At 69.5% G+C, this 21,017-nt stretch carries 22 protein-coding genes; 10 read left to right on the forward strand and 12 right to left on the reverse strand.

Translation table 11 applies throughout. The features are described 5' to 3' along the window. Positions 1 to 63: 63 nt before the first annotated feature. Positions 64 to 897: an SH3 domain-containing protein gene (locus tag GKS42_RS06805; protein ID WP_154793147.1), complete on the forward strand. Its 834-nt coding sequence runs from the start codon at positions 64 to 66 to the stop codon at positions 895 to 897. A 97-nt stretch (positions 898 to 994) separates the two neighbouring features. On the opposite strand, the gene GKS42_RS06810 is transcribed toward GKS42_RS06805, so the two are convergent. Genes GKS42_RS06810 through GKS42_RS06820 form a run of 3 tightly spaced genes read right to left on the reverse strand, consistent with a single transcriptional unit; the run spans position 995 to position 4,145 of the window. Continuing rightward, positions 995 to 1,891, reverse strand: coding sequence for a carbohydrate ABC transporter permease (locus tag GKS42_RS06810; RefSeq protein WP_154793148.1), 897 nt, complete (start codon positions 1,889 to 1,891; stop codon positions 995 to 997). Then, positions 1,888 to 2,859, reverse strand: a complete 972-nt coding sequence (locus tag GKS42_RS06815) for a carbohydrate ABC transporter permease (protein WP_154793149.1) — start codon at positions 2,857 to 2,859, stop codon at positions 1,888 to 1,890. The genes GKS42_RS06810 and GKS42_RS06815 overlap by 4 nt, the downstream gene beginning before the upstream one ends. Next, positions 2,859 to 4,145, reverse strand: coding sequence for an ABC transporter substrate-binding protein (locus GKS42_RS06820; RefSeq protein WP_232847965.1), 1,287 nt, complete (start codon positions 4,143 to 4,145; stop codon positions 2,859 to 2,861). Before GKS42_RS06820 ends, GKS42_RS06815 begins: the two co-directional genes overlap by 1 nt. 225 nt (positions 4,146 to 4,370) lie before the next feature. On the opposite strand from GKS42_RS06820, the gene GKS42_RS06825 reads away from it, so the two are divergent. After that, positions 4,371 to 5,405 carry a LacI family DNA-binding transcriptional regulator gene (locus tag GKS42_RS06825; RefSeq protein ID WP_210769327.1) on the forward strand — a complete coding sequence of 345 codons (1,035 nt, stop codon included), beginning with the start codon at positions 4,371 to 4,373 and terminating at the stop codon, positions 5,403 to 5,405. Here GKS42_RS06825 and GKS42_RS06830 read toward each other — a convergent pair. The 4 genes from GKS42_RS06830 to GKS42_RS06845 are packed head-to-tail and all read right to left on the reverse strand — an operon-like array spanning position 5,371 to position 9,920. Continuing rightward, on the reverse strand, positions 5,371 to 6,687 hold the full coding sequence (locus GKS42_RS06830; protein WP_168217773.1) for a glycoside hydrolase family 32 protein: 1,317 nt from the start codon (positions 6,685 to 6,687) through the stop codon (positions 5,371 to 5,373). The genes GKS42_RS06825 and GKS42_RS06830 overlap by 35 nt on opposite strands. Further along, a complete protein-coding gene (locus GKS42_RS06835; RefSeq protein WP_154793153.1) occupies positions 6,684 to 7,574 on the reverse strand; it encodes a carbohydrate ABC transporter permease in 891 nt (296 codons plus the stop codon). The genes GKS42_RS06830 and GKS42_RS06835 overlap by 4 nt, the downstream gene beginning before the upstream one ends. A 10-nt stretch (positions 7,575 to 7,584) precedes the next feature. Beyond that, positions 7,585 to 8,529: a carbohydrate ABC transporter permease gene (locus GKS42_RS06840; protein WP_154793154.1), complete on the reverse strand. Its 945-nt coding sequence runs from the start codon at positions 8,527 to 8,529 to the stop codon at positions 7,585 to 7,587. Continuing rightward, a complete protein-coding gene (locus tag GKS42_RS06845; RefSeq protein ID WP_210769385.1) occupies positions 8,526 to 9,920 on the reverse strand; it encodes an extracellular solute-binding protein in 1,395 nt (464 codons plus the stop codon). Before GKS42_RS06845 ends, GKS42_RS06840 begins: the two co-directional genes overlap by 4 nt. A gap of 314 nt (positions 9,921 to 10,234) precedes the next feature. Between GKS42_RS06845 and GKS42_RS06850 the strand changes: the two genes are divergently transcribed. From GKS42_RS06850 to GKS42_RS06885, 8 genes are read left to right on the forward strand one after another with little or no spacing between them, the layout of a single operon-like run. Further along, positions 10,235 to 11,461 (forward strand): TadA family conjugal transfer-associated ATPase, encoded by a 1,227-nt coding sequence (locus GKS42_RS06850; protein WP_154793156.1) that lies wholly within the window; start codon positions 10,235 to 10,237, stop codon positions 11,459 to 11,461. 4 nt (positions 11,462 to 11,465) lie between these two features. Then, positions 11,466 to 12,323 (forward strand): type II secretion system F family protein, encoded by an 858-nt coding sequence (locus GKS42_RS06855; RefSeq protein ID WP_154793157.1) that lies wholly within the window; start codon positions 11,466 to 11,468, stop codon positions 12,321 to 12,323. Then, positions 12,320 to 13,261, forward strand: coding sequence for a type II secretion system F family protein (locus GKS42_RS06860; RefSeq protein WP_154793158.1), 942 nt, complete (start codon positions 12,320 to 12,322; stop codon positions 13,259 to 13,261). Before GKS42_RS06855 ends, GKS42_RS06860 begins: the two co-directional genes overlap by 4 nt. 11 nt (positions 13,262 to 13,272) lie before the next feature. Further along, the gene (locus tag GKS42_RS06865; protein WP_413230899.1) at positions 13,273 to 13,458 is read left to right on the forward strand and encodes a hypothetical protein; all 186 of its coding nucleotides are present in this window, start codon (positions 13,273 to 13,275) and stop codon (positions 13,456 to 13,458) included. Beyond that, positions 13,455 to 13,823: a TadE/TadG family type IV pilus assembly protein gene (locus tag GKS42_RS06870; protein ID WP_154793160.1), complete on the forward strand. Its 369-nt coding sequence runs from the start codon at positions 13,455 to 13,457 to the stop codon at positions 13,821 to 13,823. Before GKS42_RS06865 ends, GKS42_RS06870 begins: the two co-directional genes overlap by 4 nt. Further along, positions 13,820 to 14,293, forward strand: coding sequence for a TadE/TadG family type IV pilus assembly protein (locus GKS42_RS06875; RefSeq protein WP_154793161.1), 474 nt, complete (start codon positions 13,820 to 13,822; stop codon positions 14,291 to 14,293). Before GKS42_RS06870 ends, GKS42_RS06875 begins: the two co-directional genes overlap by 4 nt. Next, complete coding sequence (locus GKS42_RS06880; RefSeq protein ID WP_435529667.1) at positions 14,290 to 14,763, forward strand: pilus assembly protein TadG-related protein; 474 nt, start codon at positions 14,290 to 14,292, stop codon at positions 14,761 to 14,763. The genes GKS42_RS06875 and GKS42_RS06880 overlap by 4 nt, the downstream gene beginning before the upstream one ends. A gap of 52 nt (positions 14,764 to 14,815) precedes the next feature. Next, positions 14,816 to 15,373 carry a TetR/AcrR family transcriptional regulator gene (locus tag GKS42_RS06885; protein WP_154793162.1) on the forward strand — a complete coding sequence of 186 codons (558 nt, stop codon included), beginning with the start codon at positions 14,816 to 14,818 and terminating at the stop codon, positions 15,371 to 15,373. A gap of 402 nt (positions 15,374 to 15,775) precedes the next feature. On the opposite strand, the gene GKS42_RS06890 is transcribed toward GKS42_RS06885, so the two are convergent. From GKS42_RS06890 to ehuC, 5 genes are all read right to left on the reverse strand, one after another. Beyond that, complete coding sequence (locus tag GKS42_RS06890) at positions 15,776 to 17,230, reverse strand: pyridoxal phosphate-dependent decarboxylase family protein (RefSeq protein ID WP_154793163.1); 1,455 nt, start codon at positions 17,228 to 17,230, stop codon at positions 15,776 to 15,778. Then, positions 17,227 to 18,663, reverse strand: a complete 1,437-nt coding sequence (locus GKS42_RS06895; RefSeq protein ID WP_154793164.1) for an MFS transporter — start codon at positions 18,661 to 18,663, stop codon at positions 17,227 to 17,229. Before GKS42_RS06895 ends, GKS42_RS06890 begins: the two co-directional genes overlap by 4 nt. A gap of 149 nt (positions 18,664 to 18,812) precedes the next feature. Next, positions 18,813 to 19,607, reverse strand: coding sequence for an ectoine/hydroxyectoine ABC transporter ATP-binding protein EhuA (gene ehuA / locus GKS42_RS06900; RefSeq protein ID WP_232847966.1), 795 nt, complete (start codon positions 19,605 to 19,607; stop codon positions 18,813 to 18,815). After that, positions 19,594 to 20,241 (reverse strand): ectoine/hydroxyectoine ABC transporter permease subunit EhuD, encoded by a 648-nt coding sequence (ehuD, locus tag GKS42_RS06905; RefSeq protein WP_207632246.1) that lies wholly within the window; start codon positions 20,239 to 20,241, stop codon positions 19,594 to 19,596. The genes ehuA and ehuD overlap by 14 nt, the downstream gene beginning before the upstream one ends. After that, positions 20,241 to 21,005, reverse strand: a complete 765-nt coding sequence (gene ehuC, locus GKS42_RS06910) for an ectoine/hydroxyectoine ABC transporter permease subunit EhuC (RefSeq protein WP_154793166.1) — start codon at positions 21,003 to 21,005, stop codon at positions 20,241 to 20,243. The genes ehuD and ehuC overlap by 1 nt, the downstream gene beginning before the upstream one ends. Positions 21,006 to 21,017: the final 12 nt, after the last annotated feature.

Consider the following 21,017-nt stretch of genomic DNA (forward strand, 5'->3'; position numbering starts at 1 on the left):
GGCCGTCACCGTGCCGCCGGGACCCGGCGTACGCCATTGTCCCGGATACTCGGCGCCGCCACCGTGGGCGCTCTCGCGCTCGCGAGCCTCGCGGCCGCGGTTCCGGTCGGACCGGCCCTCTCGACCAGGTCGACGGCGGAGCTACCGGTGCCGTTCGACGGCACCGATGCCGCCGCGGTTCTCGACGAGCGCGCCGCGGAGGTCGCGCAGCGGTCCGAGGCACGGGAGCCGGTGCCCACGCCCACGCCCACGCCCACGCCGACGCCGACCGTTGCCGCCGAGCCGAGCGAGCCCGAGCCCGTGCCCGCGGTGACGGGCCAGTTGTGGGTGACCTCCGCCGTCAACGTGCGCTCAGGACCGTCCGCGGACGAGGAGAGGCTGACCACGCTCGCCTGGGCCGACCAGGTCGACGTGACCGGCGAGAGCGCCGACGGCTGGACCCAGGTGATCTGGGACGAGCGCGTGGCCTGGGTGAACTCGAGCTACCTCGCCGACGAGGAACCGACCGCGACGGAGCCCGAGGACCCGGGTGTCTCCGGCGCGGCGTGCGCCACCAGCCCGGGGATCGAGGCGTCGCTGGCTGCGAACGCCGCGGCCGCCTACCGCGCCGTCTGTGCCGCGTTCCCGGGCGTCGCCTCCGCCTACGGTGGCTACCGCGCCGGCGACGGCGGCGACCACGGCTCCGGCCACGCCCTCGACATCATGGTCACCGGCGCCGCGGGGTGGGAGATCGCGCGGTACCTGCAGGCGCACGCCGGCGAGCTCGGCATCACCTACCTGATCTTCGAACAGCAGATCTGGATGGCCGGCGCCGCCGCCGGCGCCTGGACGTACATGTCGGACCGCGGCAGCAGCACCGCCAACCACTACGACCACGTGCACGTCAGCACGTCCTGAGATGAGTAAGCGCGGTGCCCTGGTGCACATCCTGTTCGGGAGGTAGTTCCTGAGCGGGCTGATGTCCGGGTCGGTGAAGGGCTGAGCCGCGCCGTCGTCACCCCTTGAGCGCTCCGGCGGCGATGTTCGCGATGAAGTGGCGCTGGCCGATGATGAACACCCCGATGAGGGGTAGCACGCTGATCAGCGCGCCGGCCATGACCATCCCGTAGTCGGTCAGGTAGATGGAGTTCAGCGTCTGCAGCGCCACCTGGAGCGTCTGGCGCTGGGGGTTCACGAGCACCACCAGTGGCCAGATGTAGTCGTTCCAGGCACTGATGAAGGTGAAGATGCCGAGGAACGCCAGGCCGCCGCGCAGCATCGGCACCCCGATGGACCAGTAGCACCGGAAGAACCCGGCACCGTCGATCCGGGCGGACTCGAGGAGCTCGTCCGGGATCGAGTTCGTCGCGAACTGGCGCAGCAGGAAGATCCCGAACGCGTTCGCGGCGCCCGGGATGATGAGCGCCTGGAAGCTCCCGATCCAGCCGAGCTCGGACATGAGCACGAAACTCGGCACCAGTGAGAGGCTGCCCGGAACGAGGAACGTCGCGATCAACAGGGTGAACAGCACATTCTTGCCAGGAAAGTGGTACTTCGCGAACGTGAACGCCGCGAGCGAGTCGAAGAACATGACCAGCACCGCGAGGGCTCCGGCCACGAACACGGTGTTCAGCAGTGCCTGGATCAGGTCGACGTTCGCGAGGAGGTTCTCCACGTTCTCGGCGAGGTTCGTGCCGAACGTGAGTTTCGGCGGGAATGCGAAGATCTCCGCCGTCGTGTTCGTCGACATCGTCACGAGCCAGTAGAACGGGAACATCGAGAGCAGCACGCCGATCCAGATGCACACGTGGGTGACCACGTGTGCCAGGCGATTGCGCCGGCGGGAGTGCCGGTCGGCCCGCGCCTGCGTGGGGTCCCCCAACTGCGCGGTGGGGAGAGTGTCGTTGCTCATGCCGAAGCCCCCTTCTTCCGACCGCCACGAGGGGTGTCCCGCTCCCGGATCAGCCGCCAGTTGATGATCGCGAACACGGAGGCGATGATGAACAGCGCCCACGCGATCGCCGAGCCGTACCCGAAGTCGAACTGCGTGAACGCCTGGTTGTACTGGTAGAGGACGATCGTCATGCCGGCCTCGCCGACGCCGCCGTTGTCCCCGAGCAAGACCTGAGGCTCGGTGAACAGGCCGAGCCCGCCGACCGTCGAGGTGATCACTGTGAACAGGATGACGGGGCGCAGCATGGGCACGGTGATGGAGGAGAAGATCCGCCAGGTGTTCGCGCCGTCGACCTTCGCGGCGTCGTAGAGCTCGGTCGGTATCGCCTGCAGCCCGGCGAGGTAGATGATCGCGTTGTAGCCGGTGAACCGCCAGATCACCATGGCGGAGATGGTGACCTTGATGCCCCACTCCGACGACAGCCAGGGCACCTGATCGAGACCGATCGCGGTCAGGGCCGAGTTCACGATGCCGAAGCTGTCCGAGAAGATCGACCCGAACACGATCGCCATCGCGACCATGCTGGTGACGTTCGGCAGGAAGTAGGCGACCCGGTAGAAGCCTTTGAAGCGGATGTTCTGGTGGAGCAGGAACGCCAGTACCAGTGCCAGGAAGAGCATCGGGATCGTCGACATGAACCAGATGAGGAAGGTGTTGCCGACCGCATTCCAGAATCGCGGGTCACTCAACAGGAACTGGTACTGCGCGAGGCCGACGAATCGCATTGGAGCGATCCCGTCCCAGTCCTGGAACGAGAGGAAGATCGAGAATGCGATCGGGAAGAGCCCGAACACGAGGAAGAGCAGGTAGAACGGGGAGACCGCGAGATACTGCGGCCAGAACCGGCCGATCGCGCTGCGCCGTCGTACCACCGGAACTGGGGCGACGCCGGGCTCGGGACGGACCCTGGTGTCGGCCGCGGCCATCAGATCACCCCTCTCTTGGTGAGGTTGCGATTCGTCTGGGACACGGCGTCGTCCCAGGCACGCTCGGGGTCTTTGAGGCCGGCCTCGACGTTCGCGAGCTCGGTGGCGAAGGCGCCTGCCTGCGCCTCGTACGTGCTGACGAACGTCGTGGGGACCTGCAGGGCCGCCTCGGCGAAGAACTCGAGCGGATCCTGCTCGCCGAAGAAGCCCAGCTCGCTCGCGATGGTCCCGCTCGTGAATGATTCGGGTGCCGATGGGAACAGCTGGACCTCGTTGTAGGTCTCCGCCTGGTGCTCCGGTGTCGTGAGCCAGGTGATGAACGCGTACGCGGCCTCCGGGTCCTTGCACGTGCGCGGGATGGTGAGGAACGAGCCGCCACTGTTTCCGGGACGGACCGGTTGGGGCGCTACGCGCCACGACCCGGCGGTGTCCGGAGCAGTGTCGCCGAGGACGTTCGCCCACCACACCGCCTCGATGTGGCCGGCGGTGCGTCCGGAGGACCACGCGGCGTTCTGCTCGTTCGCGACGGGCAGCCTCGCGGTGATTCCTGCCTCGCTCGCCCGGATCGCGGTGTCCCACGCATCACGGACGGCGCTGCCGTCGGCCTCGTAGAGCGGGTTGTCGTCCCGATCGAAGTAGCGCTCGGGGGAGGCGTTGAGGAACTGGTTGAACACCATGCCCGCGGTATTGATGATCGCCACGTCGGCGTTCGCGCGAAGCTCCTGGCCGAGCTCGATCCAGCCGTCCCAGTCCGTGATGGCGGCTCCGACGGATTCGGGATCGTCCGGCAGGCCGGCATCCGCGAAGATGTCTGCCCGGTAGTAGAACCCGGTCGGCCCGGTGTCCATGGGCCAGAAGCAGAAGCGGCCGGTCGGAGTGGTGCCGAGGTTCCACTTCCACTCGAAGTAGTCGGCTGCCAGGTCCGCGGCGCCGAACTCGTTGAGGTCGATGAACTGGTCCTCGCTCGGGAAGTACAGCGCACAGTTGGAGTTGATCGCGGCGATGTCCGGGATGTACGCGCCGCCGGCGAGCGAGGTCCGTAGCTTGTTGTCGTAGCCACCACCGATGGCGTCGGCTCGCAGCCGCTTGTCGGTGCCGGGGATCTCCTGTGCCGCCTGGTCGAGCAGCACAGGGCTGACCGAGCGGTTCCAATACCAGAGCACCAACTCTTCGGGGTCTGCGGAGATCGACGTGCTCGATCCACACCCGGCCAGCGTTCCCGAGAGTGCCGCGCCGGTGACCACCCCCAACCCGCCGAGGAATCGTCGTCGGTTGAGTGCGTCCATGCGCATTCTCGCTCTCGTCGATGAGTCGAAGCACAACGTCGTCCTGCCGCTTCGTGAACGATCACGACGACTCGTGGGACCCTGACACGGGGTCATCATCGTGTCAAGGGTTCGTCAGAGTTCGAGCGCCCAGAACGGGGTTATTCACGGCGTGTCATTCGTCGTCCGGGCCACGGTCCGCGGCGCGCGTTAGGATCGCACCTGACACGATTCAGGGAGGCTGCGGTGACAGTGACGAGTGCCGATGTTGCACGCCGCGCGGGCGTGTCCCGGACGGCCGTCTCCCTGGTGCTCAACGGGCGGGGCGAGGGCAGTATCTCCGCGGCGAACCAGGCCAGGATCCACGCGGCTGCGGCCGAGCTCGGGTACCGGCCGAACGCGGCCGCGGTGAACCTGAGGCGCCGCTCGACCGCGACGGTCGGCATCGTCACCGACGAGATCACCACGAGCCCGTTCGCCGGCCCGCTGCTGCAGGGCGCCCGCGAGGTGGCCTTCGAGCGCGGCTACCTCACGATCGTGGCCGACTACGGGCTCGACGACGAGCGCGAGCACCAGATGGTCCAGGCGCTGCTCGGACGTCAGGTCGACGCGTTCCTGCACGCCGCCATGTCGATGCGCGAGATCACGCCGGACCCGGCCATGGTCGAGCTGCCCACCGTGCTCGCCAACTGCTTCGCCGCGGGCGGGCCGGCCGGAGTCATCGCCGACGAGGAGGAGGGCGGTTACCGGGCCGCTCGCGCCGTGTTCGAGCGCGGGCACCGGCGCGTCGTGATGCTGGCCGGGCGCGATGCGAGCGAGACCGAGTACATCCCGGCCACCGCGCTGCGTCGGCGCGGCTTCGAGCGCGCCGCCCTCGAGGTGGGCGCCGGCGAGGCCCGCGTGATCGACGCCGGGTGGAACATCGAGACCGGCGTGCGGCACGCGTGCGCCCTGCTGGACGCACCGGCGGCGCAGCGGCCGACGGCGTTCGTGTGCGCGCGCGACCGGGTCGCGGTCGGCGTGGTCCTCGCCGCCGCCCGGCTCGGCCTACGGGTGCCGGAGGACGTCTCCGTGGTCGGCTACGACGACGAGACGGACGTGGCCGCCGAGATGTCACCGGCGCTGACCACGATCGACCTGCCGCACCGGCGCATCGGTGAACTCGCGATGGAGCTCCTGCTCGCCACCGTGCTCGACGGCGAGCCGTTGCCCGAGGCGGACGTGCTCGTGCCCTGCGAGCTGGTGGTCAGGGACTCGGTCGGCCCAGTTCCCACACGCTGAGTTCCGGCTCGGCCGGTCCGCCCGCCGACCCACCGGCGGCCCGGATCAGCCACTGTTCGCCGGCTCCGGGGTAGGCCCGCACCGTGTGCGCGGCGCCGCCCGCGAACGCCTCCAGCACCGACCCGTCCACAAGGACCCGTGAGCGCTCACCCGCCGCGTGTGCGGGTGTGCGCCAGACCTCCCGCTCGCCCTCCGGACCCGACAGCACGACGGCGAGCGCGCCGGCGGCCGAAGCCTCCCAGGCCGGTGCGTCCACGCGGACCTCGGATCCGGCGACGACGAGCTGACTCCGGCGCAGCCCTGTCAGTTCGCGGGCGGGTGTGGATGCCACCGTGGTTCCGTCGAGCACGAGTTCGCGTGGGAACGTCAGCGCACCGGCCCACCCGGCCGCGGCGACCTCCTCCGGGGAACGTGTGCCGGACTCCCAGGTCCAGCCCCAGAGCAGGGTCCGCTCCGGGCCGGCCAGCGCCTGCGGTGCGTAGAAGTCGGGGCCCTCGTCGAGCAGATGCCCGCCGTCGGGCCTGAACCTCGGGTGCGGCCCGGTCAGGTCGAGGTCGCCCACCAGCGCGGCCACGCCGCGCAGGTGGTGGTCGTGGGCGTCGTCCCACAGCGAGAGGATCAGGACCCACCGGACCCGGCCCTCGCCGTCGGGCAGTTCGACGAGCTGCGGGCACTCCCAGATCTTGCCGGGCGCCACGTCCGCCGCGACGCCGTCGGTCCCGTCGAGCAGGTTCCCGAGCAGGTCCCAGCGGTCCAGGTCGTCCGCCGCGTACACGAGCACCACGGGGGTGCCGTCGGCGCGCCCGCCGCCCATGAGCGCGTACCGGGCGCCGCCGGCGGTGAACACGAACGGGTCGCGGATCTCCCGCAGGTCCCCGCCGGGTGCCGGTGCCACCAACTCTGTGCCCGGCGCCCAGGTGCCGTCCGCGTCGAGCCGCGCGAGGGCCACGCCTGCGTTCGCCGCGACATCGGGCACGGCCGTGTACACGAGGACCGGTTCGCCGTCGTCCATCGTTGCGACACCGCTCCACACCCCGGCCGCGTCGAGGGAGTCCGAACGGGGGGCGAGTGCCACCGGCTCGTCGCGCCAGGTGAGCAGGTCTGCGGAGGACGAGTGCCCCCAGTGGATGTTCGCGTGCACCGGGGCGTCCGGGTTGTACTGGTAGAAGACGTGCCAGCGTCCGTCCCAGTGGCCGATCCCGTTCGGGTCGTTCACCCAGCCCTGCGGCGGTCGGATGTGCAGGCGCGGGAAAGGGTCGAGCGTGGTGGAGGTGTCGGTCACTTGGAGACTCCTGCGGTCAGGCCCTCGCGCAACGGGCGCTGCCCGAACAGGAATACGACGAGGGCGGGGATCATGGACAGCACCACACCGGCGAGCACCACCGAGATGGACCCGGTGCCCATGTTGCCCTGCAGGGACACGAGTCCGAGGGGCAGGGTGAAGTTCTGCTCGCTGATGGTGAGGATGAGGGGGCGGAAGAACTCGTTCCAGTGGAAGTTGAACGCGAGGATGCCGATGATGGCCAGGCCCGGCAGGGCGAGCGGCGCGTAGATCGAGGCGAACGTGCGCCACGGTCCGGCGCCGTCGATCGAGGCCGCCTCGCCGAGCTCGACCGGTAGGCCGAGGAAGTACTGGCGCATCAGGAACGTACCGAACGCCGTCGGGATGGCGGGCAGGATCAGCGCGAGGAGCGTGTCGGATAGGCCCATGCCGCGGATGATCATGAAGACCGGCACGATCGTGACCTGGACCGGGACCATCATCGTGGCAAGCACGAGGGAGAACCACAGGCTGCGGCCGCGGAACTCCAGGCGGGCGAACGCGTACCCGGCCAGGGCCGCGGTCAGCATCTGCCCGACGGCGATGAAGCCGGTGACCAGCGCGGAGTTCAGGGTCAGCAGACCCATGTTGATCTGGGAGAAGACCTGGATGTAGGGGGTCAGGTCGGGGTCGGTCGGGATGAGCTGGGGCGGCAGTGTGAAGGACTCGGCGGGGCTGCGCAGCGACGTCGAGACGGTCCAGATCACCGGCCCGAGCGTGAGCGCCGCGGCGACCACGAGGAACGCCGTTCGGGCCACGGTCGACGGACTGGGTACGGCTCTGGTGCGGCGCCGCGGCGGGGCGGTGCTGGTGGTGCGGGCGGGCGGGGTGACGGTTGCGGTGGTCATCGTCGACCTCTCACTGGTAGAAGACGAAGCGGCGGGACAGGCGGAACTGGAGCGCGGTGACGCCCATGATCAGGAGCATCAGGACGACGCCGATCGCGCTGGCGCGGCCGAACTCGAGCTGACGGAACGCGGACTCGTAGATGACCATCACCGCGGTACGGGTGGCGTCCCCGGGACCGCCGCGGGTGAGCACGTAGGGCTGGTCGAAGATCTGCAGCGCGGAGATCACCGCCATCACGCAGGCCACCAGCATCGTGGGGGACAGCAGCGGCAGCGTGATCGAGCGCAACTGCCGCCAGCCGGTGGCGCCGTCGATGGAACTGGCCTCGTAGACCTCCGTGGGGATCGACGCGAGGCCGCCCACGAAGAGCAGGAACGTGAAGCCGAACTGCTGCCAGACGTAGACGAGGACGATCACGACCGCGGACGCCGTCGGGGACGTGAGCCACGGCACGCCGCCGATCCCGACGAGCGAGAGCAGCCAGTTCACGACGCCGAACTCCTCGTTGAACAGGTACCTCATGACGATCGAGACGCTCGCCGCGGACAGGATCAGCGGGAAGAAGAACACGGAGCGGAAGAACGTGCGCGCCCACGTGGGCATCCGTTGTGAGATCAGGACGGCCAGAGCCAGCGAGACAGCGATCTGCAGCGTCACCGCGACCACCACGAACACGAGCGTGTTGATGAAGGAGATCCGCACGGTCGGGTCGGCGACGACGTCCACGAAGTTCGTCAGCCCCACGAACTCCGGGTCGGTGATGATGTCCCACCGGAAGAACGCGAGCAGGATCGAGGCCAGGATCGGGCCGAGCGTGAAGATCCCGATGCCGATGATGGTGGGGGCCAGGAACGTCAGCACCACGACGCGCCGGCGCCAGGCCGGACCCTGGCTGCGGGGGCCGGAACCCCGGTCGACGGCGGCGCGTGCGGTGGGTAGGGCGGCGGTGGTCATGACATCCTCCTCAGGGCCTGGGTGAGGTCGCGGTCCAGGGCCGCCAGGGCGCCCGGCACGCCGGCCGCGCTGCCGCTGACGGCGGCGGAGACGTTCTTGATGAGCGCCGTCTCGACGGCCGCCTGCTGTGGTGGTGCGGGAATCGGGCTGGTGGTCGGGAACGTGTCGAGCGTGTCGTAGAAGACCTGCCAGGTCCGGGGGCCGGTGTCGGCGTAGAACGCCTCGTTGACCATGGAGCGGCGGGTCGGGGTCGTCGTCGGGCGCGGGTAGGCGAGTTCCATGGCGGGCTTGGTGGCGGAGAACTTGACCCACTCCCAGGCGGCGTCCTTACGCTCGGACGTGGCCATGATCGCGTATCCGGCCGCGCCGAACTGGTGGCGCTGGGTGCGCCACCGCGGGAAGAACTGGACGTCGAAGCCGTCGGGATCCATGCCGGCCTCGTGCAGGCCCTGCGCCCAGTACCCACCGGCGGGCGTGGTGCCGATACGTCCCGATGCGAACAGGCCGACCAGGGCGCCGCCGCCGCCCTCCTCCGGGCGGGTGCCGAGCCCTTCCGCGACGAGTTCACGCAGGTACTCGACCGACTCGGCCACGAGCGGGTCCTCCGCGTTGGACTCGAGCCACCGGTAGCCGCCGCTGCGTTGCTCGCCGGGGTAGAAGCGGTCCCAGAACCAGGCGCCGCCCGGGGCCTTCGTCTCGGTGAGGAAGCTGGTGTCGTTGACGTAGAGCCAGGGGACGAGGCCACCGAACAGCCGGTTCGTCCAGAAGTACGGCACGAAGTCGTCGGCGTTCGTGGCGCGCATCGCGCGCAACAGGTCGGTGAAGTCGTCCTTGGTCCAGTCGTCCGGCGGTCGTTCCAGGCCGGCGGAGTCCAGCGCCTCGGTGTTGAGGTACATGTTCGCGGCGTTGAAGTCGGTGGGCAGCTGGAACAGGCTGCCCTCGTACATGAACGCCTCGAGCAGGGTGGGGTGGACGTCGTCGAAGTACTCCTGCAGCTCGGCGGCGTCGCGCATGACGTAGGCGTCCAGCGGCTCGGCCATCCGGGACGCGAACAGTTGGGTGCCCTCGGTGGCCACGTTGACCACGTCCGGCGGAGTGCCGGCCGCGATCATCGTGAGGATCTTCGAGAAGAAGTCGCCCCAGTCGTTGCCCTGGATGGCCTGGATCCGCACGCGGATGTCCGGGTGGGCCTCGGTGAACGCGTCCACCAGGCTCTGCCGGGCCGCGGCGTCCTGGGACGTGCCGAGGATCGCGACCGTCAGCACGTCCTCGCCGCGGCCGGGGATGTCGCTCGCGGTCAGGCGGGGCCAGGACAGTCCGACGGTGGCGGCGCCGGCGACGCCGAGGGCGCCGAGCGCCACGCGCCGAGTGATCTCAGGTTGTCTGTGCATCATTGCTACTTCCTCTACCTGTCACGTGTCACCTAACACGTGACAGGTAGACTGCACCCCCGGTGGGTTCCGCGTCAAGGGGGAGTTCGAAGTGAACGGACTTCAGGTCGGTCCGGATGGCCTGTTGCCGCTCGGGTCCCGAACTCCCCGCCAGCAAGGACCTGGTTCCTCGCAACAGTCACGGAGGTTGGCTATCGTTGCGGGTTTAGGGCCGCTGGAGTTATCCACAGGCCTTCTCAGGCCGTGATGATTCGGCTAGGTTGTGACGCACTTCACTGTGGCAAAGGCGCGGTGCGGGGGTGATGGGGGACCCGATGGGCGAAGGGGTGGCACTCCTCGAGGAAGAGGTGCGCGAACTCATCCGCCGTCGAGGGCTTGACCCCGAGCGGGACGACGTGGGGGTGCGCGGACTGATCGCGGCCGCGGTCGCGGACTACGAGGAGCGCTCGCTGCTCGGTCTGGTGCCGCGCCTCGACGATCTCGACCTCACCACCAAGAGCCTGCACGACGTCATCAGCGGCCTCGGTCCGTTGCAGCAGTACCTCGACGATCCGGAGATCGAGGAGATCTGGATCAACGAGCCGGGCAAGGTCTTCGTCGCCCGGAGCGGTCGCGCGGAACTGACCAACACGATCCTCACCGAGGTCGCGATCCGGGACCTCGTGGAGCGGATGCTGCGGTCCTCCGGGCGCCGCCTGGACCTGAGCAACCCCTTCGTGGACGCCTCGCTGCCCGGCGGGGAGCGATTGCACGCTGTCATCCCTGATGTCACGCGTCGGCACTGGGCGATCAACATCCGCAAGTACGTGGTCCGGGCCAAGCGGGTCGCCGACCTCGTCTCACTCGGCTCGCTCACGGCGGAGGCGGCCACCTTCCTGGAGGCCGCCGTGGTGTCCGGCCTGAACATCCTCGTGTCCGGCGCCACCCAGGCGGGCAAGACGACCATGGTGAACGCCCTCGCCGGTGCGATCCCCTCGAACGAGCATGTCATTACCTGTGAGGAGGTCTTCGAGCTCCAACTCGCGGCCAGGGACGTGGTCGCGATGCAGTGCCGTCAGGCCAACCTCGAGGGCACGGGGGAGATCCCGCTGCGCCGGCTGGTGAAGGAGGCGCTCCGCATGCGGCCCGACCGGCTGATCATCGGGGAGGTCCGCGAGGCGGAGGCTCTCGACCTGCTCATCGCTCTCAACGCCGGGATCCCGGGGATGTGCACGATCCACGCGAACTCGGCGCGGGAGGCGGTGGTCAAGATGACGACCCTCCCGCTGCTGGCCGGGGAGAACGTGTCCGACCGCTTCGTGGTGCCCACAGTCGCTGCCGCCGTCGACCTCGTCGTGCACCTCGACCTCGACTCCCGGGGACGCCGTCGGGTTCAGGAGATCATCGGACTGTCGGGCCGGTCGGAGGGCGGGATCATCGAGATCACCACTCTGTTCGAGCGGCGCGACGCCGAACTCACCCGGGCCAGTGGCTTCCCGCCGCATGAGGAGCGATTCACACGGGCCGGATTCCGGCTGCAGGAACTCCTGGCGGCGGGCTGAGGGAATGGGCACGGTCGCGGGTCTGCTGCTCGGGGTGGGCCTGCTGTGCATCTGGTGGTCGTTCTGGCCCCAGCAGCCGCGCCAACAGCGATCGACTCAGCGTGGTGAGCGCACCCAGGATCTGCTGGTCCAGGCAGGAATGCCGGGGGTGCGCCCGGCCGCCTTCTACGGCACCAGCGTCGCGATCGGACTGGTCACGTTCGTGGTCGCGGCCGCCATGACCGCTTCGCCGACGATCGCGGCAAGCTTCGCGGTGCTGGTCGCGCTCGCCCCGGGCGCGTATGTGCGCTCCCGCGCCCGAAGGCGACGTACCGAACTGCGTGAGCTCTGGCCCGAGGTGGTCGATGACCTGAACTCGGGGATCCGCGCCGGCATGTCGCTGCCCGAGGCGCTGATCAGCCTCTCCGAGCGGGGTCCGGAACCGATGCGGGCCGAGTTCCGGGCGTTCGCGGACGACTACCGGGCCACCGGCAGGTTCTCGGACGCGCTCGACCGGCTCAAGGCTCGCCTCGCCGACCCGGTCGCGGACCGCCTGATCGAGGCGCTGCGGCTGACCAGGGACGTGGGCGGCACCGATCTCGGCCGGCTGTTGCGGACGCTCTCCGCGTTCCTGCGCGACGACCTGCGCGCCCGCGGTGAACTCGAGGCGCGTCAGTCCTGGACCGTGAACGGAGCACGGCTCGCGGCGGGGGCGCCCTGGCTGGTGCTCGCCCTGCTCAGCACCCGCCCGGAGACAGCCGCCGCGTTCAATACGGCCGTCGGCGCGGCGGTACTGCTGTGCGGCGCTGCCGCGTCCGCGGCCGCCTACCTGCTGATGGTCCGGATCGGGCGACTGCCCGAGGACGTGCGGGTGCTTCGATGAGTCTCGAGAACCCCGCGCTGACCGGAGCCGCACTGGGACTGATGTTCGGCGTGGGGCTCTGCCTCGTCCTCTGGCGCGTGTCCGCTCGTCGGGTCCGCCTGATCGACCGTGTTTCGCCGTATCTGCGCGACCGCCCGACGACCTCCCGCCTGCTCGTGACGCAGCAACCGATCACGCCGTTCCCGACCTTGGAGCGGCTCCTGCGCCCCGTCGTGGCCGATGCCGCCCGGCTCCTCGAGCGTCTCGGTAGTTCCTCGGTGGGGATCCGTGGCCGCCTCGTCCGCGCCGGTTCATCCGCAACTGTGGAGCAGTTCCGCACGGAGCAGGTCATCTGGGCCGCGCTCGGCCTCACCGCCGGACTGGTCGCGGCGCTCGTGCTCGGGGTCGCCCGCGGGGCTGGGATCGTGCCGCTGACCGTCCTGGTCCTGCTCTGCGGGATCGGCGGGGCACTGGCTCGCGACCAGTGGCTGAGCCAACAGGTGAGTGCGCGTGAGCGCCGGATGATCGCGGAGTTCCCGACCGTGGCGGAGTTGCTCGCGCTCGCTGTCGGCGCGGGGGAGGCACCGGTGGCAGCCCTTGACCGCGTGTCGCGCACCACCACCGGCGCGCTCTCCGGAGAGATCGGACGCACGCTGGCGGAGGTGAGGTCCGGCATCCCGCTCACGCAGGCGTTGGACCGGATGTCGGGGCGCGTCGCCCTGCCGAGCATCTCCCGGTTCACCGAGGGGGTCGCCACTGCCGTCGAGCGGGGCACACCGCTCGCGGACGTGCTGCGCGCCCAGGCCCAGGATGCCCGAGAGGTGGGCCAGCGGGCGCTGATGGAGGAGGGCGGCAAGCGGGAGATCCTCATGATGATCCCGGTCGTCTTCGTGTTGTTGCCAACGAGTGTTCTGTTCGCGGTCTTCCCCGGGATATCCGTCCTGCGGGTGGGCCTGTAGACGAAGGGTGAATGATGAGAAGCTGGTCGAACGAATTGCGACGGCGCCTGCGTGCCGACGGCGACCGGGGCGACGTGCCGGGGTGGGTCCTGGTCACGCTCATGACGGCCGGACTGGTGGTCCTGATCTGGGCGCTGGCGGGCGAGGCGCTCACCCAGGTGTTCAACACCGCCATGGAGCGCGTGCTCGGCGCATGAGGTCCGAGCGGGGCTCCGCCGTCGTGGACTTCCTGCTGGTCTCCCTGCTGGTGACGATGCTGGTCCTGGGTGTGGTGCAGTTGGCGCTCACCCTGCACGTCCGCAACGTCCTGATCGACAGCGCTTCGGAGGGAGCCCGGTACGCGGCCCTGGACGGGAGTTCGCTGGCGGCCGGGCAGCAGCGGACCGCCGACCTGATCACCTCCACGCTGCCTGCCGTGTACGCGGAGAATCTTGCCGCCGGATACGTCACCTATGCGGGCGCGACGCTGGTGGAGGTACGGGTGAGTGCACCGATCCCGGTCCTCGGCCTGCTCGGGCCGTCCGGCGTGGTGAACGTGACCGGAAGGGCGGTCCAGGAGTGAGGCTCGCGGCGTGGCTCCGGGTCCGGCTCGATCGGGCCGGCGCGGCCGAACGCGGCAGCGCGGTCGTGGAGTTCCTTGGCATCTCCCTGCTGGTGCTGGTGCCGATCGTCTATCTGATCATCACCCTCGGCCGGATCGAGGCGGCCAGTTTCGCGGCCGAGGGCGCGGCACGCGATGCCGGCCGGTTGATCGCGGATGCCGAGACCATGGAGGAGGGCCTCGCGCTGGCGGCGCTCGCCGTCGAGCTCGCGTTCGCGGACCAGGGGATCACGGTCGACGGCGGCGAGGCTTTGACCGTGACCTGTGCCGAGGATCCCTGCCTGAGCCCGGGTGCCTACATCCACCTCAGGGTCGACACCACCGTCGGACTGCCGGGGGCGCCGAGTTTCATGGCCGACGCGCTTCCGATGGAGGTCGCGATCGAGGCGGAGGCCATGACCGCCGTGGACACCTACCGGGAGCAGCCGTGACGAGCATGGGCGCCCGTCTGCGCGAACGCCGCGAGGACGGGCAGATCCTGCTGCTGTCCCTGGTGTACGGGCTGGTCACGCTCGCGCTGGTGATGGTGGTCGCCTCGGTCGCCTCGGTGTACCTGGAGCGCAAACGCCTGCTGTCCCTGGCCGACGCACTCGCTGCCGACGCCGCCGACTCGGTGGACGAGGCGCAGTTCTACACGGGCGACCGTGGCTCCGTGGTGGACCTGCCGCTCTCGGACGAGTCCGTGCGGTCCGCCGTCGAGGAGTACCTGCGGGCTGCGCCGGCCGGCGTCACGGACGAGTTCGAGGCCCTCGCCGTCATCGATCCGACCGGGAGTCCCGACGGCGATATCGCCGAGGTCAGCCTCGGCGCCGTGAGCCGGCCACCGCTCGTGCCCTGGGTCCTGATCCCCTGGTCGGACGGCATCGTCATCGAGGTCACCGCACACGCCGAGGCCGGCTGAGGGCCGTTGACCGCTCCGTGCGATCTGGTCAACGTCTAGATATGCTCGGGTCATGACCGGATACCACCACGGCGACCTGCCCCGACAGTTGCTCGCGGACGCCGCCGCGATGGCGGCGGAGATGGGGCCGGAAGCCATCACGCTGCGGGAACTCGCACGTCGCTCCGAGGTGTCGCACTCGGCGCCGGTGCATCACTTCGGCACCCGGCAGGGTCTGCTCACCGCGTTGGCCGTCCAGGGCTTCCTGGCGTTGAACGACACCCTGTCGGCGCATCGGGACGACATCTTTGAGATGGGCGTGGCCTACGTGACCTGGGCCCTCGAACATCCCGGTCACTATGCGGTGATGTGGCAGCCGCGGCTGCTCAGTGGTTCGAGTGAGGACCTGGTGGACGCGCGTGACCGGGCCTGGACCCTGCTCTTCGCGACCGTTGCCGAGAACGCTCCCGGCGACAGCGAGGAGCCTGACGAGGGGACGGATGCCTATGCCGCGTTCGCGATCGTCCACGGTCTGGCTGGCCTATGGCTCAGCGGGGCACTGCCCTACCCGGAGGATCCGACCGCACGGGCTCGGCAGGTGGTCCGGCGCCTTGGCCTTGATCGCCCCTGACTTGACACGGCGACGGCGAGTTCTTGACGCCATCGAGGAGGACTGGCGCGTCAGGCGGTCAAAGAGGGAGACCTTGCCCACAAACGGCCCACGCTCATGCGCTACTTGAACCGTCACGCGTCTACCCTTGATTGCGTGGGCATTCGTCCCGCTGCAGGTGCCCGAGGGTGTGCTCTGAAGACTCGCCACCGAAACGGAGCAACCATGCGTTACCTGAACTGGTTCGTCGACGCGATCATCCCGTCCGCCGAACGATCCGAACATGTCGACCGTTTGCCGCTGTTCTTCAAGCAGTTCTGAGCAGTCCGGTCATTGGAAGCCCCGACGCACCCGAAGGTGCGCGGGGCTTCGGCCGTTCAGGGGTGCGGGTCTGAGCAGCCGGGGTCACGGTGCGTGCTCCGGTCAGCGCTGCTGACCCGCGGGCGCAGGCTCGACGAGTCGTGCCAACAACTCCGTGAGCAGTCGCTCGGCGAGCGCTGGCGGGGTGATCTCGATGATCGCCAACAGCGGGGCCAGCGCGTCCGGGAGCGCACCCTCGGCTCCGATGCCGAAGCCGGCCAGGATCATGGCGGCGGTGTCGGAGTCGAGGGGACCGGTGAGCGGCGGCAGCTGACCGAGCAGCGCAGTGGCATCGACGTGCGGGACGCCGCGCACGGCGTCGGCTCCGGCGGCCAGCGCCGCGAGCAGGTCCGGTAGGACCCGCTCGGTGACCGGGGTGATGGTGAGGTGCGTCGTCGAACCGATCGCGCCGTTCGCAGGCTGCAGCTGGAGCGTGAAACCGAGGCCGCGCACGGCGTCCGCCCAGTGGTGCGGGTCGACGCGGGCGGCGGCGGGCACCGCCGGGTCGGCGGCGACCGCCAGGAGCGGGCCGACCGGATCTCCGAGCACCCGCAGCCCTTCGATCCCCGCGATCGCGTCGAGGACGGCATCGGTCGAACGTCGGGTCGAGTCGACGAGTGCCTGGAAGCCAGGCAGCCCGAGCGCGCGGGTGATCGCCCAGGCGGCAGCGAGAGGGCCGGCGGACCGGGAGCCGAGGATCGTCGGATTGACCACCGGGTACCCAGGCCACCGGGTGGTGGCGAAGTACTGCAGGCGCTGTCGGTCCCGGCCACGCTGCAGCAGCACCGAGGCGCCCTTCGGCGCGTAGCCGTATTTGTGCAGGTCCGCGCTCACGCTCGTGACTCCGGGGACGGCGAAGTCCCAGGCCGGCAGGTCCGGCCAGAACGGCAGCACGAGCCCGCCGATGCAGGCGTCGACGTGCACGTCGATGCCCCGGGCGGCCGCGAGCGCGGCGACCGGTGCGATCGGGTCGAGCCCGGCGACCGGGTACGAGGGCGCCGAGACCACGACCAGGGCCACTTCCGCCCCGAGCCGCGCCTCGAGGTCGCCGACCGCCACCACACCTTCGCTGGAGACCGGGACCAGGTCGAGGGTCAGCCCGAAGTAGTGGGCGGCCTTGTGGAACGCGGCGTGGGCGGTGGCGGGCATCACCAGCCGCGGCGTGCCCGTCCCGCCGGCGGCCACCCAGGCGTCCCGGGCGGTCTTGACGGCCAGCAGGCACGACTCGGTGCCTCCGGTCGTGACGGTGCCCACGACGTCGGCGTCGCCGTGCAGCAGGTCGCGCACGAACGCGATGACGTCGCGTTCGAGCGCCGCCACCGAACCGAACGTCGTCGGGTCGAGTCCGTTGACGGGCTGCATCAGGCGCGTGGCATCGGCGGCGAGGTCGTCGAGTTCGGCGAGCCCGGGGTCGTAGACGTAGGAGAGCACGCGTCCACCGTGCGTCGGGGCGTCGTGCTCACGCAGCGCGCGCAACTGCTCGAGGATGATTGCCGGCTCCTCGGCGAAGGTGCTCATGCGGTGGGGGCTCCGTTCCCAGCGGCGGGCTCGGAGTCCACGCGGCGCGTGCGCTCGTCGATGTCGGACCTGCGCAGCGGGTAGCCCGCGAGCGAGAGGAGACTACCGAACATCAGCGCCGCCGGGATGGCACTGAAACTCACGATGATGCCGACGGTCGCGCTCTCGGGCTGGGTCGCCGTCTGTCCGGCGACGGTCGGGATGAATCCGGTGACGGCGAGCACGATCGACAGGATGGTGCCGCCGAACGCGAGCCCGGCGGTCTCACCGGCGGTCCAGACGCCACTGAACGTGCCGGCTCGGCCGGGTCCGTTCCGCGCCGCGTCGTGGGCGACCGTGTCCGGCAGCATCGCCAGGGGTAGCGACTGCAGGCCTGCGTACGCCGCGCCGGCGAGCGCGACCGGCGCGTAGAGCCACGGCCCCGGGAACCAGATGAGCAGGATGAGCGACAGTGCCGCGACGGCGAACACGACCGTCGCGATCCGCAGTGCCCGCTCCTTGCCGATGCGGCGCGAGAGCGCCGCCCACAGCGGCGTGACGAGGAGAGCTGGGGCGATGAGCGACAGGAACAGGACGATTACCCCGGTACCGAGGATCTCGGCGGCCACATAGGCGACACCCGCGAGCATGAGCCCGATCGCGAGCGCTTGGACGACGAACGTGACGAGCAGCGCGCGGTAGGGCTGACTGCTGCGCACCGCCGACCAGCCGCGCCGGTAGTGCATGCCGAGTCCCACCTTCGAGGCGGCGGTACCGTCCTCCGGCTCGGTCGCGCCCATCGGCCTTGAGGTGCCGCGTGCGCTGCGCTCCACCGTCGAGGCGACGAGGAACGCGATTCCGAAGACGAGTCCCGCGACGCCCGCCATCACGAGGTAGCCGAGGTACTCGGTTCCGCCGCCCGCGGTGACGAGCCCGACGATCTCGGTCGCCCCGCCGCCGAAGGCGAGGATGGCGAGGGCGAGCACGATCACGCGCGCCGAGATCAGCCGGGTGCGGTCGTCGTAGCCGTCCACGAGCTCGGCCGGAAGGGCGATGTAGGGCACCTGGAAGAAGCTGAACGCCGTGGCTGCGAGCAGGAACCCGATGAGCACCCACGCGGCTGACGCGAGCTCAGACAGGCCCGGCGGGACCGCGAAGGTGAGCACGAAGAACACCGGCAGTCCGATGGCGCCGAGCACCATGAAGCCGCGACGCGCCCCGGTGCGGGCAAGGCTGCGATCGCTGCGCGCGCCGATCCACGGGTCGATGATCACGTCCCAGATCTTCGACACCGTGAACGCGGCACCGGCGAAGGCGGGGTTCACGCCGAGGGTGTTGGTCATGTAGATGAGCAGCACCAGGCCGGGCAGGGTGCCGAAGCCCCCGGTCCCGACCGAGCCGATCGCATAGCGGACGACGGTGCCACGTCCCAGGGTGCGTGCGGGCGAGACCATGATCCGAACCCTAGAGGCAACGGTCCCTTGAACTTGCCGATCTCGGCACCCACCTGGCCGGTGTCCAGCACGTTCGACGCCCGCCGCACCCTGGGCGCGGCGGGCGTCGTCGACGGCCCGGCGGGTCCGTGCCCCGCCGGCCGGGACTGCTACAGCACAGCCTGCAGGAACGCCTGGGTGCGCTCGTTCTCCGGGGCGGTGAACATGACGTCGGGGGAGGCCTCCTCGACGATGCTGCCGCCGTCGAACATCAGCACCCGGTGTGAGACGTCCTGAGCGAACTGCATCTCGTGGGTGACGATCAGCATCGTGATGTCGGTGCTCTTGGCGACGTCTCGCAACACTCCGAGGACCTCGCCGACCAGCTCCGGGTCCAGGGCCGAGGTGACCTCGTCCAGCAGCAGGATCTCGGGGTCCATGGCCAGCGCACGGGCGATCGCCACCCGCTGCTGCTGTCCGCCCGAGAGGCGCGTGGGGTGCTCGTCGGCCTTGTCCGCGAGCCCGACCTGGTCCAGTAGTTCCAGCCCGCGGGCGCGGGCCTGGTCCTGGGACCTGCCGAGCACGTGCACCGGGGCCTCGGTGATGTTCTCCAGCACGGACATGTTCGGGAACAGGTTGAACTGCTGGAACACCATCCCGATCTTCTGGGTGGTCCGCGCGATGTCCTTCGGACGGCGTTCCACCCGGCGACCGTTCACCTCCATGTGGGTGAGGGGCTCACCGTCGACGAAGATGTACCCGCCGGTGAGGTGCTCGAGCGTCATCACCAGGCGCAGGATCGTGGTCTTGCCCGATCCGGACGGCCCGATCAGGGTGACCCGCTCACCGCGCTGGACGTCGAAGTTCAGGTCGTCCAGCACGGTGTGGTCGCCGAACTTCTTGACCACGTTCTCGAAGCGGATCGCCGGTTGTCCGGCGACCGCGGTGGAATCAGTAGGTGGCAAGGCGCTTCTCCATTCTGCGCAGCAGGACCGAGATCGGGTAGCTGGCGGCCAGGAAGATCAGGCCGGCCATCGTGATCGACTCGGTGTAGACAAAGGTTCGCGATCCGTAGTTCTCGGCCTGCCGCACCATGTCCACCACGAAGATGACGGTGAGGTAGGGGGTGTCCTTGAGCATCGAGATCACCCAGGTGCCCAGGGCCGGCAACGTGGTCCGGAGGGCCTGGGGGATGACCACCTTGCGCCAGGTGCGCGCGGGGGACAGGGACAGGGCCTTCGCGGCTTCCCACTGGCCCTTCGGTACGGCGTCGATCCCGGAGCGGTACACCTCGGCCATGTAACTGGCGTAGTGCACGCCCAGCACGATCACACCTAGCGTCATGCCGTCGACAGACGTGAACGTGTAGAAGACGAACAGCAGTTGGATGACGATGGGTGTCATCCGGATGAACTCCATGATCGCGTGCACCGGCGCGGCGATGAACGCCGGCGCGGTGCGGCGCACGATCGCGACGATCAGGCCGAGCACGGCGGCGATCGCCGAGCCGATCACGGTCGCGACGAGAGTGACCTTGACGAAGGCCACGAGCAGTTCGGGGAGCACCTCGATGGCGCGGTCCCAACTCCACCAGTCCATCAGGCGACCCCCGCTCCGCTGCTACCCGCGTTCGCGGCCGGCTTCGGGTCCGCCGTCGCCTTGTCGGTGATACGCACGCTGAACAGGCCGCCCTTCGGCGGACCCTGGCCGAGTCGGCGCTTCGCGTGGCGCTCGAGCGCGTTCGCGCCGAGCACCATGGCATAGGAGATCAGGAAGTAGATGATCATGCCGACGCCGTAGGCGAAGAACGTGTTGCCGGTCTCCTGGCGCAGTTGGTCGGTCTCCCAGGTGAGGTCGTGCATGAGGATGATGTAGGCGACGGCGGTGCCCTTGAGGAGCATCACGGCCAGGTTCGCGAGCGAGGGGATCATGATCGCCCAGGCCTGCGGCCAGATGATCTTGCGGAGCTTGCGCACCGGGCTCAGCGAGAGCGCGGTCGCGGCCTCCCATTGGCCCTTGGGCACGGAGTTGATCGAGCCGCGGACCACCTCTGCGGCGTAGGCGCCGTAGTTGAGGCCGAGAGCCAGCACGCCGCAGAGCAGTGCGTCCAGCTTGATGCCGAAGAGTGGCATGACGTAGAAGAACCAGAACAGCTGCACCAGCAGCGAGGTGCCGCGGAAGAACTCGATGAGGACCCGGGCGGGCACCCGCGCCGGCCAGCGCGGACTCCGTGCCGCCAGGCCGAGGACGATGGCGATGACGAACGCGAGCACGACGCCCCCGACCGTGAGCTGCAGCGTGATGAACACGCCGCTGCGCAGGTCGGGGAGCGCCGCGATCAGCGCATCGATGTTGTCATTCATAGGCTGGCTGAA

The sequence above is a fragment of the Occultella kanbiaonis genome, from assembly GCF_009708215.1.
GTDB classification, from domain to species: Bacteria; Actinomycetota; Actinomycetes; order Actinomycetales; family Beutenbergiaceae; genus Occultella; species Occultella kanbiaonis.